Here is a 13,904-nt window from a genome sequence, read left to right as displayed (position 1 = left end):
TGAAAGGATCGGTGTTCGCCCCGTCGCATTCTGCGGCCGGGCAGGACGAGACGCCGGGCCGGCCGCCGTTCACGGCGCGCGGGCCGCTGACGAAGGAGCTTTTCGGTGGGTAGCTTGCGCTGGCTGACGGCGGGGGAGTCGCACGGCCCCGCTCTGGTCGCGACGCTGGAGGGCCTGCCGGCCGGAGTGCCGGTCACCACCGCCATGGTGGCCGACGCGCTGGCCCGCCGGCGGCTCGGTTATGGTCGCGGCGCGCGAATGAAGTTCGAGCAGGACGAGGTGACCTTCCTCGGCGGTGTCCGGCACGGCGTGACCATGGGTTCGCCGGTGGCGGTCATGGTCGGCAACACCGAGTGGCCGAAGTGGGAGCAGGTCATGTCGGCCGACCCGGTCGACCCCGAGGTGCTCGCGGGCCTGGCCCGCAACGAGCCGCTGACCCGCCCCCGCCCGGGCCACGCCGACCTGGCCGGCATGCAGAAGTACTCGCTCGACGAGGCCCGCCCGATCCTGGAGCGCGCCAGCGCCCGGGAGACCGCGGCCCGGGTCGCGCTCGGCGCGGTCGCCCGCTCCTACCTGAAGGAGACCTGCGGCATCGAGATCGTCAGCCACGTGGTGGAGCTGGCCGCGGCCAAGGCCCCGGCCGGGGTGCTGCCGCTGCCCGCCGACGAGGCCCGGCTGGACGAGGACCCGGTGCGCTGCCTGGACGCCGACGCGTCGAAGGCGATGGTCGCGGAGATCGACCAGGCCCACAAGGACGGCGACACCCTCGGCGGCGTCGTCGAGGTGCTGGCGTACGGGGTGCCGGTCGGCCTCGGCTCGCACGTGCACTGGGACCGCCGGCTGGACGCCCGGCTGGCCTCCGCGCTGATGGGCATTCAGGCGATCAAGGGCGTCGAGGTCGGCGACGGCTTCGAGCTGGCCCGGATCCCCGGCTCCAAGGCGCACGACGAGATCCTGCCGACCCCCGAGGGCGTCAAGCGCGCCTCCGGCCGCTCCGGCGGCACCGAGGGCGGTCTGTCCACCGGCGAACTGCTGCGCGTCCGCGCCGCGATGAAGCCGATCGCGACCGTCCCGCGCGCCCTGCAGACGCTGGACGTGCGCACCGGCGAGCCCGCCAAGGCGCACCACCAGCGGTCCGACGTGTGCGCCGTCCCGGCGGCCGGCATCGTCGCGGAGGCGATGGTGGCGCTGGTGCTGGCCGACGCGGTGGCGGAGAAGTTCGGCGGCGACAACGTCTCCGAGACCCGCCGCAACGTGCAGTCGTACCTCGACAACCTGATCGTCCGATGACCACGCCCGCTGTGGTGCTGGTCGGCCCGCCCGGCAGTGGCAAGTCCACGGTCGGGCGGGTCCTCGCCGAACGCCTCGGCCTGCCGTTCCGCGACACCGACGCGGACATCGAACGGACGGCCGGCAAGGCCATCCCGGAGATCTTCGTGGACGAGGGCGAGCCGCACTTCCGGCAGCTGGAGCGGGAGGCCGTCGCGGCCGCCTGCGCGGACCACGAGGGCGTGCTCGCGCTCGGCGGCGGCGCCGTGATGGCCCCCGTGACCCGGGAGCTGCTCGCGCCGCTGCCCGTGGTGTTCCTGGAGGTCGCCCTCGCCGACGCGGTCAAGCGGGTCGGCCTGGACGCCCCCCGCCCGCTGCTCGCGGTCAACCCCCGGGCCCGCTGGCGCGAACTGATGGAGGCCCGCCGCCCGCTCTACCTGGAGGTCGCCACCGCCGTGGTCGACACCGAGGGCCGCACGCCGGAGCAGGTCGCCGACGCCGTACTCGAAGCACTGGAGTTGAAGAACCCTCATGACTGACAGCGACATCGTCCGGATCCAGGTGGCGGGCAGCGACGGCCACGCCCCGTACGAGGTGCTGATCGGGCACCGGCTGCTCGGCGAACTCGCCCCGCTGATCGGCCCGCAGGCCAAGCGGGTCGCGATCATCCACCCGGAGGCGCTGGAGGCCACCGGCGAGGCGATCCGCGAGGACCTGGCCGACCAGGGCTACGAGGCGATCGTGCTCCAGGTCCCGAACGCCGAGGACGCCAAGAGCGTCGAGGTCGCCGCGTACTGCTGGTCGGTGCTCGGCCAGACCGGCTTCACCCGCAGCGATGTGATCATCGGCCTGGGTGGCGGCTCGACCACCGACCTGGCGGGCTTCGTCGCCGCCAGCTGGCTGCGCGGGGTGCGCTGGATCTCGGTGCCCACCACGCTGCTCGGCATGGTCGACGCCGCGGTCGGCGGCAAGACCGGCATCAACATCGCCGAGGGCAAGAACATGGTCGGCGCCTTCCACCCGCCCGCGGGCGTGCTGGCCGACCTCGGCACCCTGGAGACCCTCGGCAAGCACGACTACGTCTCCGGGCTGGCCGAGGTGATCAAGGCCGGCTTCATCGCCGACCCGGTCATCCTCGACCTGATCGAGCAGGACCCCGCGGCCGCCACCACCCCGGCCGGCCCGCACACCCTGGAACTCATCCGCCGGGCCATCCAGGTCAAGGCCGACGTGGTCTCCGGCGACCTCAAGGAGTCCGGCCGCCGGGAGATCCTCAACTACGGCCACACCCTCGGCCACGCCATCGAGCGCAACGAGCGCTACAAGTGGCGGCACGGCGCGGCGATCTCCATCGGCATGGTGTTCGCCGCCGAACTCGGCCGCCTCGCCGGGCGGTTGGACGACGCCACCGCCGACCGGCACCGCACCGTGCTGGCCTCGGTCGGCCTGCCGCTCAGCTACCGGGCGGACGCCTGGCCGAAGCTGCTGGACGCCATGAAGATCGACAAGAAGTCCCGCGGCGACCTGCTGCGCTTCATCGTCCTGGACGGCCTCGCCAAGACCTCCGTCCTGGAGGGCCCCGACCCGTCGCTGCTGGTCGCGGCATACGCGGAGGTCTCCGGATGACCGTCCCGGTGCTCGTCCTGAACGGCCCCAACCTGGGCCGGCTGGGCTCCCGCGAACCCGACGTGTACGGCTCCACCTCGTACACCGGCCTGGTCGCGCGCTGCGTCGCACTGGGCGCGGAACTCGGCCTCTCGGTCGAAGTCCGGGAGACCAACTCCGAGGCCGAGATGGTCGGTTGGCTGCACGAGGCGGCGGACGCGAAGACCCCCGTGGTGATCAACCCCGGTGCGTTCACCCACTACTCGTACGCGATGCGGGACGCCGCCGCGCAGCGCACCGCCCCGCTCATCGAGGTGCACATCTCCAACCCGTACACCCGCGAGACCTTCCGGCACACCTCGGTGATCGCCGCAGTCGCCTCCGGCACCATCGCGGGCTTCGGCCTCGGCTCGTACGAACTCGCCCTGCGGGCACTGGCCGAACAGCTGACCACCCGCTGACCGGGCCGAGGCAGGCCCTGAGGCCCGGTGGCGGACTTGTGCCCGCCACCGGGCCGACGTGTACATTCGGCGCAGGGAGGTGACGGTGAGCCAGTACGCGCAGAGCCACCAGCCGGGGGGTCAGGTGCCGCCCCGCCCGGGGACGCCCCCGACGGCCCCTCAACAGCCGTACCCCGCACGGTCGCTGCCCGCCACCACCCAGGCCATCCCCACCCTCGGACCGACCGCGCCCCGCCCCGACCGGCCGACCGTCCCGCTCAAGGCCGTCGGGCCGGCCGGGTCCGCCGGCCCCGTCGCCCCCAGCGGCACCGGATACTTCGTGCTCCCCAGCGGCGGCGCCGTCCAACTCCCGGCCGCGCCCCCGCCGATGCCCGCACTGCCCGCCCCGCTGCCCACCGGCCCGATCGCCGTCCTGCTGATCGGCCCCGCCGGCGCCGGCAAGACCACCGTCGCCCGGCACTGGGCCGAACGCCGGCCCACCCCCACCGCGCACATCAGCCTCGACGACGTCCGCGAATGGGTCCAGTCCGGCTTCGCCAACCCGCAGTCCGGCTGGAACACCGCCTCCGAGGCCCAGTACCGCCTCGCCCGCCGGACCTGCGGCTTCGCCTGCCGCAACTACCTCGCCAACGGCATCTCCTGCATCATCGACGACGCCGTCTTCCCCGACCGCCCCGCGATCGGCCTCGGCGGCTGGAAGCGCCACATCGGCCCCGGAATGATCCCCGTCGTCCTCCTCCCCGGCCTCGACCGCGTCCTCGCCCGCAACGCCGAACGCTCCGGCAACCGCCGCCTCTCCGACGACGAAGTGGCCCGCATCCACGGCCGGATGGCCGGCTGGCGCACCTCCGGCCTCCCCATCATCGACAACTCCAACCTCACCGTCCCCGAAACCGCCGCCGCCCTCGACCAGGCGATCCTCTCCCGCCTCCACCAGCGCTGACCCCTCGCGGGAGCGCCCCGCCCGCTCCCGGACCTTCGGCTCTGCCGGGGTGTCGGCGGGGGCTGGGAGAATGGGGTTGTCGTCCGGGATCGAATGAGGAGTTGACGCGGGTGCCCGAGGGGCATGTGGTTCATCGGCTGGCGGGGCTGAACCGGGAGCTGTTCGGGGGGCGGGCGGTGGCGGTCTCGTCGCCGCAGGGGCGCTTCGCGGAGGGGGCGGCGCTGCTGGACGGGCGGGTGCTGGATGTGGCGGAGGCGCACGGGAAGCACCTGTTCCTGGGGTTCGGCGAGTCGTGGCTGCACGTGCACCTGGGGTTGTACGGCAAGTACGACTTCGGGGCGGGGGAGGCGCCGGAGCCGGTCGGGCAGGTGCGGTTGCGGATGGCGAACGAGAGCGGCTACGCGGACCTGCGGGGCCCGACCGCGTGCGAGGTGCTGACGCCGGGGGAGAAGGCGGCGTTGCACCGCCGGCTGGGGCCGGATCCGTTGCGGCCGGGTGAGGCCGGGGACGAGGCGTGGCGGCGGATCTCCCGGAGCGGGACGACGGTGGCCGCGCTGCTGATGGATCAGAAGGTCCTGGCGGGCGTGGGGAACGTGTACCGAGCGGAGGTGCTGTTCCGGCTGGGAATCAGCCCGCACCGGGCGGGCCGGGATCTGCGCCGCGCGGAGTGGGACGCGATCTGGGCGGACCTGGTGGCGCTGATGCGCGAGGGCGTCACGGCGGGGCGGATCGACACCGTCCGGCCGGAGCACACGCCGGAGGCGATGGGGCGGGCGCCGCGGGTGGACGACCACGGCGGCGAGGTGTACGTGTACCGGCGGCAGGACCAGCCGTGCCTGGTCTGTGAAACCCCGGTGCGGACGGAGGAGTTGGCCGCCCGGAACCTGTTCTGGTGCCCGCGCTGCCAGCAGTCCTGACGGGCCGTCATCACGGAGGGTAGTGGGAAAGCCTTGACGCAAGGTTGACCGTTCCTTGGGCGAGCGCCCTGGAACGCGCTCCTATTGTCGGGTCCATGCCCGCGCAACCGTTCCAGGGCCCGCGCCCGACCCCGGCCCTTCCGGTCCTGCCGTACCGCAAGCCCACCAAGGGCCGTGACTACTGGGTGCTGGACGACGTGCTCCCGGACCCGGACGCGGTGCGGGCCCGGCATCTGGCCCGCACCGACTGGGACGAGGGGTATCCGCACAAGCCGGAGTCGTGGCCGGGGCTGAGGGCGATGCCGGGCCTGGAGCCGGACGAGTTGGCGCACGTCGAGAAGCTGGTACGGGAGACCGTCGGGGCCTCGCGGATCTGGGCGTTGAGCGAGGCCGAGGGCGGCACCTTCAACCACAACTGCGTGCAGGTGGTGGGGGAGGGGGAGTGCGAGCCCCGGCCGCACACCGATTCGCGCTCGCTGTGCCGGTACGCGGCGGTGCTGTACCTCAACCCGAACGTGCCGAAGCGCTGCGGGACGAGTTTCTACCGGCAGAGCCTGCCGGGCGGCCGGCTCGGCGGGAACAGCGTGGTCGCCCCGCACAACAACCTGGTGGACGCGCTCGGCACCCGCTTCGTCCCGCCGGACTCGTTCACCGAGGACCTGGCCGTCCCGCACCGCTACAACCGGCTGCTGCTGTACACCGCCAACCTGATGCACACCGCCACCGAGTACTACGGCAGCACGCTGGACGAGAAGCGGATGACCTGCGTGTTCTTCTGGATGGCCTGACGCCCCGGCAGGGGTGATCCGTGCCACCCGCGACCCGGTCCGCCCTTGCCGCCGCGCCGCAGCCGGGTTCTGCGGCGGGCGGGCCGTGGTGTCCGGGACGCCGGTGCACTGCACGCACCGCCTGACGGAGCGTCAACCTGCCGCCAGGATCAGCGTTCCGGCGACGGCCAGCCCGGCGCCGACCACCTGCACCCGCAGCAGTCGCTCGTTGAGCAGGCCGCGTGCCATCAGCGCCGTCACCACCGGGTAGAGCGAGGCGAGCACGGCCGCGACCGCGACCGATCCCAGGTGGGTGGCGGCGGCGTACAGGCCGTTCGCGGCCACGTCGGCGACGCCGACGGCGGTCAGGGAGGGCAGGGAGCGGCCGGCGCCGCGCAGGTCGAGCGGCTCCTTGCGGGCGGCGGCGGCCAGCATGCCGATGCCGATCACGGCGTTGGTGAGCCGCTGCACGCACAGGGTCAGCAGCAGGGCGCCGCCGGCGCTGGCGTGTCCGATCAGGGCGAGCACCGCGCCGAACGCGAACGCGGCGGAGAGCGTGAGGACCAGGACCCGGCGGCTCACGGCCTGCCCGCCGCGCTGCGGCCCGCCCGCCAGCGCGACCCCGCCGATGGCCACCAGGATTCCCAACACCTGGACGAGGCCCGGTCGTTCGCCGAGGAACAGGCCCATCCCGATCGGCACCAGCACGCCGACGGTGGCCAGCGGCGAGACCACGCCCATCGGCCCGAGCGCCAGCGCCCGGTAGAAGGCGAGCAGCGCGAACGGGCCGATCACGCCGGCCGCGACGGCGTACCAGAGCGCGGGCCCGGCGCCCGTCCAGCCGCCGGTGGCGGTGACGGCCACCGCGAGCACCAGGGCGGCCGCGGTCTGCGAGAGCACCACGACGCCGAGCGCCGGAAGTCGGCGGGTGATCGCGCCGCCGCCGTAGTCGGCGACGCCCCAGAGCAGGCTGGCGAGCAGGGCGAGGGCGGCGCTCACGAGAGCGCGGGAGGGGTCAGCATGGTGGACTCCGCAGTACAGTCGGTGGATCTGTCGTGCCGACGCAGCATAGTTCAACCCACTGAACCGACCCAACTAAAATATTGGACTGAAGCGTGCCGGAACCCGATCTCGTCACCCAGGCCCTCGCCCGCAACCTCAAGCGGCTGCGCACCGAGCGCGGCCACACCCTGGACGCCCTCGCGGCCCGCTCCGGCGTCAGTCGCGGCATGGTGGTCCAGATCGAGCAGGCCCGCACCAACCCCAGCGTCGGCACCGTGGTCCGCCTCGCCGACGCGCTCGGCGTCTCGATCGCCCGGCTGCTCGACTACGACGAGACCTCGGTGGTGCGGATCGTCCCGGCCGAGGAGGCCGTACGGCTGTGGAGCGGCCCGGACGGCGGCAGCGGCGTCCTGTTGAACGGCATCGAGGCCCCCGGCCCGCTGGAGCTGTGGACCTGGCACCTGCGCCCCGGCGAGACCCACGCCTCCGACCCGCACCCGGCCGGCACCGTCGAGATCGCCCGGATCGACGAGGGCGAACTCACCCTGGTGCTGGACGGCCGCGCCCATCGCATCCCGGCCGGCTCCACCGCCTCCTACGAGGCCGGCACCGCCCACAGCTACCACAACGAGGGCGCCGTCGACTGCCGCCTCACCCTGGTGGTCTCCGTCCCCCCGCCAGCCGGGAAATGACCGAAGGGCCCCGGGAGTCGTCGTCAACTCCCGGGGCCCTTCGACACGTTCGGGTCAGCCGCCGTACCTGCGGCGGTACTGCTCCACCCGGCCCGCGGTGTCCAGCAGGCGGGCCTTGCCGGTGTAGAACGGGTGGCTCGCGGAGGACGTCTCGACGTCCACCACCGGGTACGTCCGCCCGTCCGTCCACTCGACCGTCCGGTCGCCGGTGGCGGTCGAGCGGGTGAGGAACGACAGGCCGCCCGTCTTGTCCCGGAACACCACCGGACGGTACTCGGGGTGCACTCGCTGCTTCATCTTGTCCTCCTTCTGCAAGCCTTCGAACGTGTGGGTGGTCAGCGGGTCTCGCGGAACTCCACGTGCCGCCCCGCCACCGGGTCGAACTTCCGCAGGACCATCCGGTCCGGGTTGGTCCGCCGGTTCTTGCGAGTCACGTAGCTGAAGCCCGTTCCCGCCGTCGACCGGAGCGTGATCACCGGTCGCAGCTCGCTGCGCGCCATCTCGAAACCTCCACTCTCGGCAACGATTGCCGTTTTCATGTGGCCACAACACGGCCCGGGCCCGCCGCATTCCCGCCACCGATCGGGCCCGTCCCGACGGGCGGCCCCCCGGCCCCGTTCGTAGGCTCGGAAGCATGTTCGACGCGCACGCCGCCCGACGCGAACGCCTCCGCGAGTACTGCAGCGCCTCCGGGGCCGACGCCGCGCTGATCACGCGCGCAGCGAACGTCCGCTACCTCACCGGCTGCCCGCCGTGCGGCGCCGCCCTGCTGCTCACCCGCGAGCGGGCGGTGCTGGCGCTGCCGGAGGACGTGCCGCCCGAGGAGGGGGTGGAGCGCGAGGTGGACGAGGAGGTCACCCGGCTGCCGGTGCCCGCCGAGACGGACGCCGCGGTGGCCGCCGCCGAGGCCGCCGCCCGACTGCGGGTGCGGGACCTGGCCGTCGAGGAGCACGACCTGACGGTGGACCGCCACCGCGCGGTCGCCGAGCTGGCCGCCCCCGCCCGGCTGCTCGACCTGGACCGGGCGGTGGAGCGGATGCGGGTCGTCAAGGACGAGCACGAGCTCGCCGACCTGCGGATCGCCGCCGAGATCGCCGACCAGGCGCTCGGCGAGTTGCTCGAATCGATCCTGGTCGGCCGCACCGAACGCCACCTGGCGATGGAGCTGGAGCGCCGGATGATCGACCACGGCGCCGACCGGGCCGCCTTCCCGGTCTCCGTCGGCACCGGCAGCCACTCCGGCCTGGAGCGCCACCAGCCGACCGACCGCCGGGTCGAGGAGGGCGACTTCCTCACCGTCGCGCTGGGCGCGCAGTACCGCGGCTACGGCATCTCCACCGCCCGCACCTTCGTGATCGGCGCCGCCCCGGCCGCCTGGCAGGTCGAGCTGCACCGCCTGGTGTTCCGGGCCCAGCGGGCCGGCCGGGAGGCGCTCGGACCGGGCGTCGAGCAGCACGTCCCGGACGACGCGGCCCGCTCGATCCTGCAGGCCGCGGGCCACGCCGAGCACGCCGTCCACCCGCTGGGACACGGCATCGGCCTGGAGATCAGGGAGGCTCCGCGCCTCGGGCCCGCCGACATGGGTAAACTGGACAATCGCGTGCCGGTCACCGTCGGTCCAGGAGTGCATCTTCCGGGCCGGGGCGGCGTCCGGATCGAGGACACGCTCGTGGTGCGGCCTCCCGAGGAGGGCGGGCCCGAGCTGCTCACCATCACCACCAAGGAGCTCCTCGCGCTGTAGCCCGACAGGGCACGGCGGCGCACTGCTTGGTGTTCTTTGACAGCGGACATATCAGGAGTAAGTGCGCCCGTGGCTACCACGAACGATCTCAAGAACGGCATGGTCCTCAAGCTGGATGGCGGCAAGCTCTGGTCCGTCGTCGAGTTCCAGCACGTCAAGCCCGGCAAGGGCCCGGCCTTCGTTCGCACCAAGCTGAAGGAGGTCCTCACCGGCAAGGTCGTCGAGAAGACCTTCAACGCGGGCATCAAGGTCGAGACGGCCAACGTCGACAAGCGGACCATGCAGTACTCGTACCGCGACGGCGACGCGTTCATCTTCATGGACATGGACACCTACGACCAGGTTCCGGTCGACTCCGCCACCGTCGGCGACGCCGCCAAGTACCTGCTCGAGGGCTTCGAGGCCCTGGTCGCGCAGAACGAGGGCGTCCCGCTGTACGTCGAGCTCCCCGCCGCGGTCGAGCTGGTCATCTCCGAGACCGAGCCGGGCCTGCAGGGCGACCGCTCCACCGGTGGCACCAAGCCCGCCACCCTGGAGACCGGCGCCGAGATCCAGGTGCCGCTGTTCGTCACCACGGGCGAGAAGGTCAAGGTCGACACCCGCGACGGCAGCTACCTCGGTCGGGTCAAGTAATCGTGGCTGCTGCTCGTACCAAGGCCCGCACCCGGGCCTTCCAGATCCTGTTCGAGGCGGACCACCGCGGCGTGGCCCCCGAGCGGGTGCTCGCCGACTGGGTCGCGCGTTCGCGCGACCCCCGTCCGGACGAGGGCATTCCGCAGGTCGCGGAGTACACCATGCAGCTGGTCGAGGGCTACGCGCAGCACGCGCGCACCATCGACGACCTGATCTCCACCTACGCGGTGGGCTGGACGCTCGACCGGATGCCGATCGCCGACCGCAATGTGCTCCGGCTCGGCACGTACGAGCTGATCTGGGAGGACGGCACCCCCGACGCGGTCGTCCTGGACGAGGCCGTCGAAATCGCCAAGGAGTACTCCACGGACGAGTCGCCGGCCTTCGTTAACGGTCTGCTCGCCCGTTTCCTGGAGCTCAAGCCGACCATTCGGCGCTGATTTTCTCGTCCGACCCGTCCGGGGACGCACTGTCGAGTCCCCGGACAGGTCGGGCGTCGCGAAGGCCGCCGGACCTGTTGGTCCGGCGGCCTTCGCGCGTAAGCTACCGGCAAGTAATGTGTTTTGGCGTCTGCGCAGAAGGGCCTCAGCCATGCCGGAGACCACCAGCGAGTTCGACCGGGGCATCGCGCTCACCCCGTACCCCGACGAGCCCGGCCGCTACGACGGCGAACTCGGCGACGGCTGGCAGATCGGCGGCGGCGTCAACGGCGGACTGCTGCTCGCCTTCGCCGCGCACGCCCTCGCCCTGGAAGCCGGGCCGGGCCACCCGCACCCGCTGACCGTCAGCGGCACCTACGTCTCGCCGTCCCGCCCCGGGCCGGCCACCGTCCGCACCGAGATCATGCGCCGCGGCCGCACCCTGGCCACCGGCGGTGCGATCCTCTCCCAGGGCGGCGAGGAGCGGCTGCGGATCACCGCGGCCTTCACCGACCTGGCCGCCCTCGACGGCGAGATCGCCACCACCGCGGTGCCGCCCGCCATGCCCGCCCCCGAGCAGTGCATAGGGATGGAGCACGCACCCAGGGAACTCATCGCCCAGGCCGCCCTGTTGGAGCGCCTCGACCTGCGCCTCGACCCGGCCACCGTCGGCTGGGCGCTCGGTCAGCCGTCCAAGGAGGGCCGCATCCAGGGCTGGTTCAAGCTGGCCGACGGCCGCCCCGCCGACCCGCTGTCGCTGCTGCTCGTCGCCGACGCGCTGCCCCCGGTCACCTTCGACCTGGGCCGCCCCGGCTGGGCCCCCACCATCGAACTGACGGTCCATCTGCGCGCCCTGCCCGCCGAGGGCTGGCTGCGGGTCTCGCACGCCACCCGCAACGTGGCCGGCGGCTACTTCGAGGAGGACTGCGAGATCTGGGACGAGAACGGCCGCCTGGTCGCCCAGTCCCGTCAGCTCGCCAAAACCCCGCGTGAGCCCCGTTCCTGACGGTCAGTTGCAGAGTTGTGACAGCCCGTGTGTGTGGGACGGGTGTGGGAGGGGAGAAGTCGGTCAGCAGTTTGCCCGACCGAGATCCCCCGGGAGCCACCGATGTCCAGGAACAGCCGCCGGCCGCGCCGTTGCGGTGCCGAGCCCTCGCGCCGCAGCGACGAGGCGTTCGTCACCGGGATCCTGACCGACGAGGCCGACTTCGCCCGGGCGCGCGAGTGGCAGCTCACCGACGCGCCGGACTACGCCACCTATCTGCGCGAGGCCGCCGGGCTGCTGGCGGAGGCGGTGGACGGGTACGCGACCGTCCGGGCCCGGATGTTCCACCCGGACGATTTCGCGGACTACTGCCTGCTGCACGGCTTCGACCCCGGTGAGCAGGCCGCCCGGGACGGCTACCTGGTCAACCCGCCGCTGCAGACCCAGCTGGTCACCTACCGCGGCGAGGACCTGGCCGACTTCGTGCCCCGGCTGGTCCGGGCCCGGGAGGGCGGTCTGACGCTGCGCCACGCCGATCTGGTGATGGACGGCGCGCTGTGCGAGGCGGAGCTGGCCGCCGCCGACCCGCGGGTGCGCTGGACGTACCAGCAGGCCTCCGAGGTGTTCCGCCGGGTGCTGGTCGGCGCGGGCTGCGGCGCGTACGAGTTCCGGGTCGCGGTGGACGCCCCCGGCGGGCCGCTGGAGGCGCACGCCCGGGTGCTGCACTGGGAGGACGGCGCGGTCCGGATCCACGACGAGGACCTCGACCTGATCACGGCGGTGCTCTGCGCGGGCCTGTACGGCGAACTGCCGGGCGTCGCGGTGCTGCACGGGACGCAGGGCTCCGGCGCGGTGTGCGGCGAGTACCGGCAGGTGGCCTGGGCGTGGCGCAGCACGGGTTTCGACTGGACGCCGGCCGAGCTCGCGGTGGACGGCGTCCCGGCGGGCCCGGGGTTCAGCCTCGGCACGGTGGTCTGAGCGCACGACGGTCCGGCGGGTGTCCCGGCGGGCATGCGACAGCGGGGCGGGCGGCCGGAGAACCGGCCGCCCGCCCCGCTGTGACGTTTCTGCAGATCTTTCCGGACCGCAGACTCAGCTGGCGTCGTCCTCGCGGACGGCGCGCCGCGCGTCCGGGTTCAGCACGCCCCAGCTGATCAGCTGCTCGGTGAGGATCGACGGCGACTGGTCGTAGATCACGGCCAGGGTGCGCAGGTCGTCCTGGCGGATCGACAGCACCTTGCCGTTGTAGTCGCCGCGCTGCGACTGGATGGTCGCGGCGTAGCGCTGCAGCGGGCCGGCCTTCTCGGACGGGACCTGGGTCAGGCGCTCCAGGTCGAGCACCAGGCGCGGCGGCGGCTCGGCCGCGCCGCCCGGGGTGCCGCCGGGCAGCAGCTCCTGCACCGGGACGCCGTAGAAATCGGCCAGCTCGGCGAGGCGCTGCACCGTGACGGCGCGGTCGCCGCGCTCGTAGGAGCCGACCACGACGGCCTTCCAGCGGCCCGTGGACTTCTCCTCGACGCCGTGCAGGGAGAGCCCCTGCTGAGTGCGGATCGCCCGGAGCTTGGCCCCGAGCTGCTTCGCGTAGTCGCTGGACATGGATCTCCCCGGACGAGATTGCGCGTGCGCTGGAATGGGAGTGACGAGCGCCCACAGCGGGGCACCTTCGTAACTCACTGTGAGGTTACGTAGAGTGAGGGTGGCGCGTCAAGCCGAATGGGGCACTCGTGCGAACGCGCGTCGAACGGGCCGAGATCAGCGCACTGCTACGATGAGCGAAGTTCTGGCTGCGGCCGGAAACCCTTCCCGACATCCTTTAAGACCCGTCCCGTGAGGCGGGGAAGGAGGTCCGCTTCGGCATGACCACTCCCAGTTCTGCCCCCCGCGCCCCGCACCAGGTGCTGGACGCCACCGACGTCGCCCGGGTCGTCACCCGGATCGCCCACGAGATCGTGGAACGCGCCAAGGGCGCCGAGGACGTCGTGCTGCTCGGCATCCACACCCGCGGCGTCCACCTGGCCCATCGGCTGCGCGCCAAGCTCACCCAGATCACCGGCCGGGAGATCCCGTTCGGCACGCTGGACATCACCATGTACCGGGACGACCTGCGGCTGAAGCCCGCCCGGGCCCTGGAGCACACCGAGATCCCCGCCGACGGCATCGACGGCAAGCTGGTGATCCTGGTCGACGACGTGCTGTTCTCCGGCCGCACCATCCGGGCCGCCCTCGACGCGCTGGGCGACATCGGCCGCCCGCGCGCCGTGCAACTGGCCGTGCTGGTCGACCGCGGGCACCGCGAACTCCCGATCCGCGCCGACTACGTGGGCAAGAACCTGCCCACCTCGCTGCGCGAGGCCGTGCAGGTCCAGCTCTCCGAGACCGACGGCCGCGACGCCGTCCTGCTCGGCGACCGCGACTACGCCGCCCGCTCCTCCCAGGCTCTTGCCGCCGATCCCCAGCTCCCGGAGTAAAC

At 72.8% G+C, this 13,904-nt stretch carries 18 protein-coding genes; 14 read left to right on the top strand and 4 right to left on the bottom strand.

The window, feature by feature from the left end:
- Positions 1–105: 105 nt before the first annotated feature.
- The 7 genes from aroC to ACIQF6_RS29120 all read left to right on the top strand — a co-directional run bounded on the left by aroC (position 106) and on the right by ACIQF6_RS29120 (position 5,983).
- Complete coding sequence (aroC, locus tag ACIQF6_RS29150) at positions 106–1,290, top strand: chorismate synthase (protein ID WP_400900251.1); 1,185 nt, start codon at positions 106–108, stop codon at positions 1,288–1,290.
- A complete protein-coding gene (locus ACIQF6_RS29145) occupies positions 1,287–1,808 on the top strand; it encodes a shikimate kinase (protein ID WP_400900249.1) in 522 nt (173 codons plus the stop codon). Before aroC ends, ACIQF6_RS29145 begins: the two co-directional genes overlap by 4 nt.
- Complete coding sequence (gene aroB, locus ACIQF6_RS29140) at positions 1,801–2,895, top strand: 3-dehydroquinate synthase (RefSeq protein WP_400900247.1); 1,095 nt, start codon at positions 1,801–1,803, stop codon at positions 2,893–2,895. Before ACIQF6_RS29145 ends, aroB begins: the two co-directional genes overlap by 8 nt.
- Positions 2,892–3,335 (top strand): type II 3-dehydroquinate dehydratase, encoded by a 444-nt coding sequence (aroQ, locus tag ACIQF6_RS29135; protein WP_400900245.1) that lies wholly within the window; start codon positions 2,892–2,894, stop codon positions 3,333–3,335. Before aroB ends, aroQ begins: the two co-directional genes overlap by 4 nt.
- 85 nt (positions 3,336–3,420) lie before the next feature.
- The gene (locus tag ACIQF6_RS29130; RefSeq protein WP_400900243.1) at positions 3,421–4,278 is read left to right on the top strand and encodes an AAA family ATPase; all 858 of its coding nucleotides are present in this window, start codon (positions 3,421–3,423) and stop codon (positions 4,276–4,278) included.
- A 110-nt stretch (positions 4,279–4,388) separates the two neighbouring features.
- Positions 4,389–5,195: an Fpg/Nei family DNA glycosylase gene (locus tag ACIQF6_RS29125; RefSeq protein WP_400900241.1), complete on the top strand. Its 807-nt coding sequence runs from the start codon at positions 4,389–4,391 to the stop codon at positions 5,193–5,195.
- A gap of 95 nt (positions 5,196–5,290) precedes the next feature.
- Positions 5,291–5,983 carry a DUF6445 family protein gene (locus tag ACIQF6_RS29120; protein WP_400900239.1) on the top strand — a complete coding sequence of 231 codons (693 nt, stop codon included), beginning with the start codon at positions 5,291–5,293 and terminating at the stop codon, positions 5,981–5,983.
- 132 nt (positions 5,984–6,115) lie between these two features.
- On the opposite strand, the gene ACIQF6_RS29115 is transcribed toward ACIQF6_RS29120, so the two are convergent.
- The gene (locus ACIQF6_RS29115) at positions 6,116–6,961 is read right to left on the bottom strand and encodes an EamA family transporter (protein WP_400900237.1); all 846 of its coding nucleotides are present in this window, start codon (positions 6,959–6,961) and stop codon (positions 6,116–6,118) included.
- 116 nt (positions 6,962–7,077) lie between these two features.
- Here ACIQF6_RS29115 and ACIQF6_RS29110 point away from each other — a divergent pair, with 116 nt between their 5' ends.
- The gene (locus ACIQF6_RS29110; protein ID WP_400900235.1) at positions 7,078–7,656 is read left to right on the top strand and encodes an XRE family transcriptional regulator; all 579 of its coding nucleotides are present in this window, start codon (positions 7,078–7,080) and stop codon (positions 7,654–7,656) included.
- A gap of 54 nt (positions 7,657–7,710) precedes the next feature.
- Here the strand turns inward: ACIQF6_RS29110 and ACIQF6_RS29105 are convergent, their stop codons facing one another.
- On the bottom strand, positions 7,711–7,953 hold the full coding sequence (locus tag ACIQF6_RS29105; RefSeq protein WP_400900233.1) for a type B 50S ribosomal protein L31: 243 nt from the start codon (positions 7,951–7,953) through the stop codon (positions 7,711–7,713).
- 38 nt (positions 7,954–7,991) lie between these two features.
- Complete coding sequence (gene rpmG, locus ACIQF6_RS29100; protein ID WP_400900231.1) at positions 7,992–8,156, bottom strand: 50S ribosomal protein L33; 165 nt, start codon at positions 8,154–8,156, stop codon at positions 7,992–7,994.
- A 134-nt stretch (positions 8,157–8,290) separates the two neighbouring features.
- On the opposite strand from rpmG, the gene ACIQF6_RS29095 reads away from it, so the two are divergent.
- The 5 genes from ACIQF6_RS29095 to ACIQF6_RS29075 all read left to right on the top strand — a co-directional run bounded on the left by ACIQF6_RS29095 (position 8,291) and on the right by ACIQF6_RS29075 (position 12,412).
- Positions 8,291–9,397, top strand: coding sequence for an aminopeptidase P family protein (locus ACIQF6_RS29095; RefSeq protein WP_400900229.1), 1,107 nt, complete (start codon positions 8,291–8,293; stop codon positions 9,395–9,397).
- A 69-nt stretch (positions 9,398–9,466) separates the two neighbouring features.
- The gene (gene efp / locus ACIQF6_RS29090; RefSeq protein ID WP_400900227.1) at positions 9,467–10,030 is read left to right on the top strand and encodes an elongation factor P; all 564 of its coding nucleotides are present in this window, start codon (positions 9,467–9,469) and stop codon (positions 10,028–10,030) included.
- Between the two features lie 2 nt (positions 10,031–10,032).
- On the top strand, positions 10,033–10,470 hold the full coding sequence (gene nusB / locus ACIQF6_RS29085) for a transcription antitermination factor NusB (protein WP_400900225.1): 438 nt from the start codon (positions 10,033–10,035) through the stop codon (positions 10,468–10,470).
- 151 nt (positions 10,471–10,621) lie between these two features.
- Positions 10,622–11,455 (top strand): thioesterase family protein, encoded by an 834-nt coding sequence (locus tag ACIQF6_RS29080; protein WP_400900223.1) that lies wholly within the window; start codon positions 10,622–10,624, stop codon positions 11,453–11,455.
- Between the two features lie 102 nt (positions 11,456–11,557).
- Complete coding sequence (locus ACIQF6_RS29075; protein WP_400900221.1) at positions 11,558–12,412, top strand: hypothetical protein; 855 nt, start codon at positions 11,558–11,560, stop codon at positions 12,410–12,412.
- 114 nt (positions 12,413–12,526) lie between these two features.
- Here the strand turns inward: ACIQF6_RS29075 and ACIQF6_RS29070 are convergent, their stop codons facing one another.
- Positions 12,527–13,030: a transcriptional regulator gene (locus ACIQF6_RS29070; RefSeq protein ID WP_400900219.1), complete on the bottom strand. Its 504-nt coding sequence runs from the start codon at positions 13,028–13,030 to the stop codon at positions 12,527–12,529.
- Positions 13,031–13,290: 260 nt separating this feature from the next.
- Here ACIQF6_RS29070 and pyrR point away from each other — a divergent pair, with 260 nt between their 5' ends.
- Positions 13,291–13,902 (top strand): bifunctional pyr operon transcriptional regulator/uracil phosphoribosyltransferase PyrR, encoded by a 612-nt coding sequence (gene pyrR / locus ACIQF6_RS29065; protein WP_400900217.1) that lies wholly within the window; start codon positions 13,291–13,293, stop codon positions 13,900–13,902.
- The last annotated feature ends 2 nt before the right edge of the window (positions 13,903–13,904 follow it).

Source organism: Kitasatospora sp. NPDC092948, from assembly GCF_044754805.1.
Classification (GTDB): domain Bacteria; phylum Actinomycetota; class Actinomycetes; order Streptomycetales; family Streptomycetaceae; genus Kitasatospora.
This window is presented reverse-complemented; position numbering and strand designations above follow the sequence as displayed.

Coding starts and splice junctions, on each gene's coding strand:
- ACIQF6_RS29145 (WP_400900249.1), top strand. CDS start 1,287: ATGACCACGCCCGCTGTGGTGCTGGTCGGCCCGCCCGGCAGTGGCAAG.
- aroB (WP_400900247.1), top strand. CDS start 1,801: ATGACTGACAGCGACATCGTCCGGATCCAGGTGGCGGGCAGCGACGGC.
- aroQ (WP_400900245.1), top strand. CDS start 2,892: ATGACCGTCCCGGTGCTCGTCCTGAACGGCCCCAACCTGGGCCGGCTG.
- ACIQF6_RS29120 (WP_400900239.1), top strand. CDS start 5,291: ATGCCCGCGCAACCGTTCCAGGGCCCGCGCCCGACCCCGGCCCTTCCG.
- ACIQF6_RS29105 (WP_400900233.1), bottom strand. CDS start 7,953: ATGAAGCAGCGAGTGCACCCCGAGTACCGTCCGGTGGTGTTCCGGGAC.
- rpmG (WP_400900231.1), bottom strand. CDS start 8,156: ATGGCGCGCAGCGAGCTGCGACCGGTGATCACGCTCCGGTCGACGGCG.
- ACIQF6_RS29095 (WP_400900229.1), top strand. CDS start 8,291: ATGTTCGACGCGCACGCCGCCCGACGCGAACGCCTCCGCGAGTACTGC.
- ACIQF6_RS29080 (WP_400900223.1), top strand. CDS start 10,622: ATGCCGGAGACCACCAGCGAGTTCGACCGGGGCATCGCGCTCACCCCG.
- ACIQF6_RS29075 (WP_400900221.1), top strand. CDS start 11,558: ATGTCCAGGAACAGCCGCCGGCCGCGCCGTTGCGGTGCCGAGCCCTCG.
- ACIQF6_RS29070 (WP_400900219.1), bottom strand. CDS start 13,030: ATGTCCAGCGACTACGCGAAGCAGCTCGGGGCCAAGCTCCGGGCGATC.
- pyrR (WP_400900217.1), top strand. CDS start 13,291: ATGACCACTCCCAGTTCTGCCCCCCGCGCCCCGCACCAGGTGCTGGAC.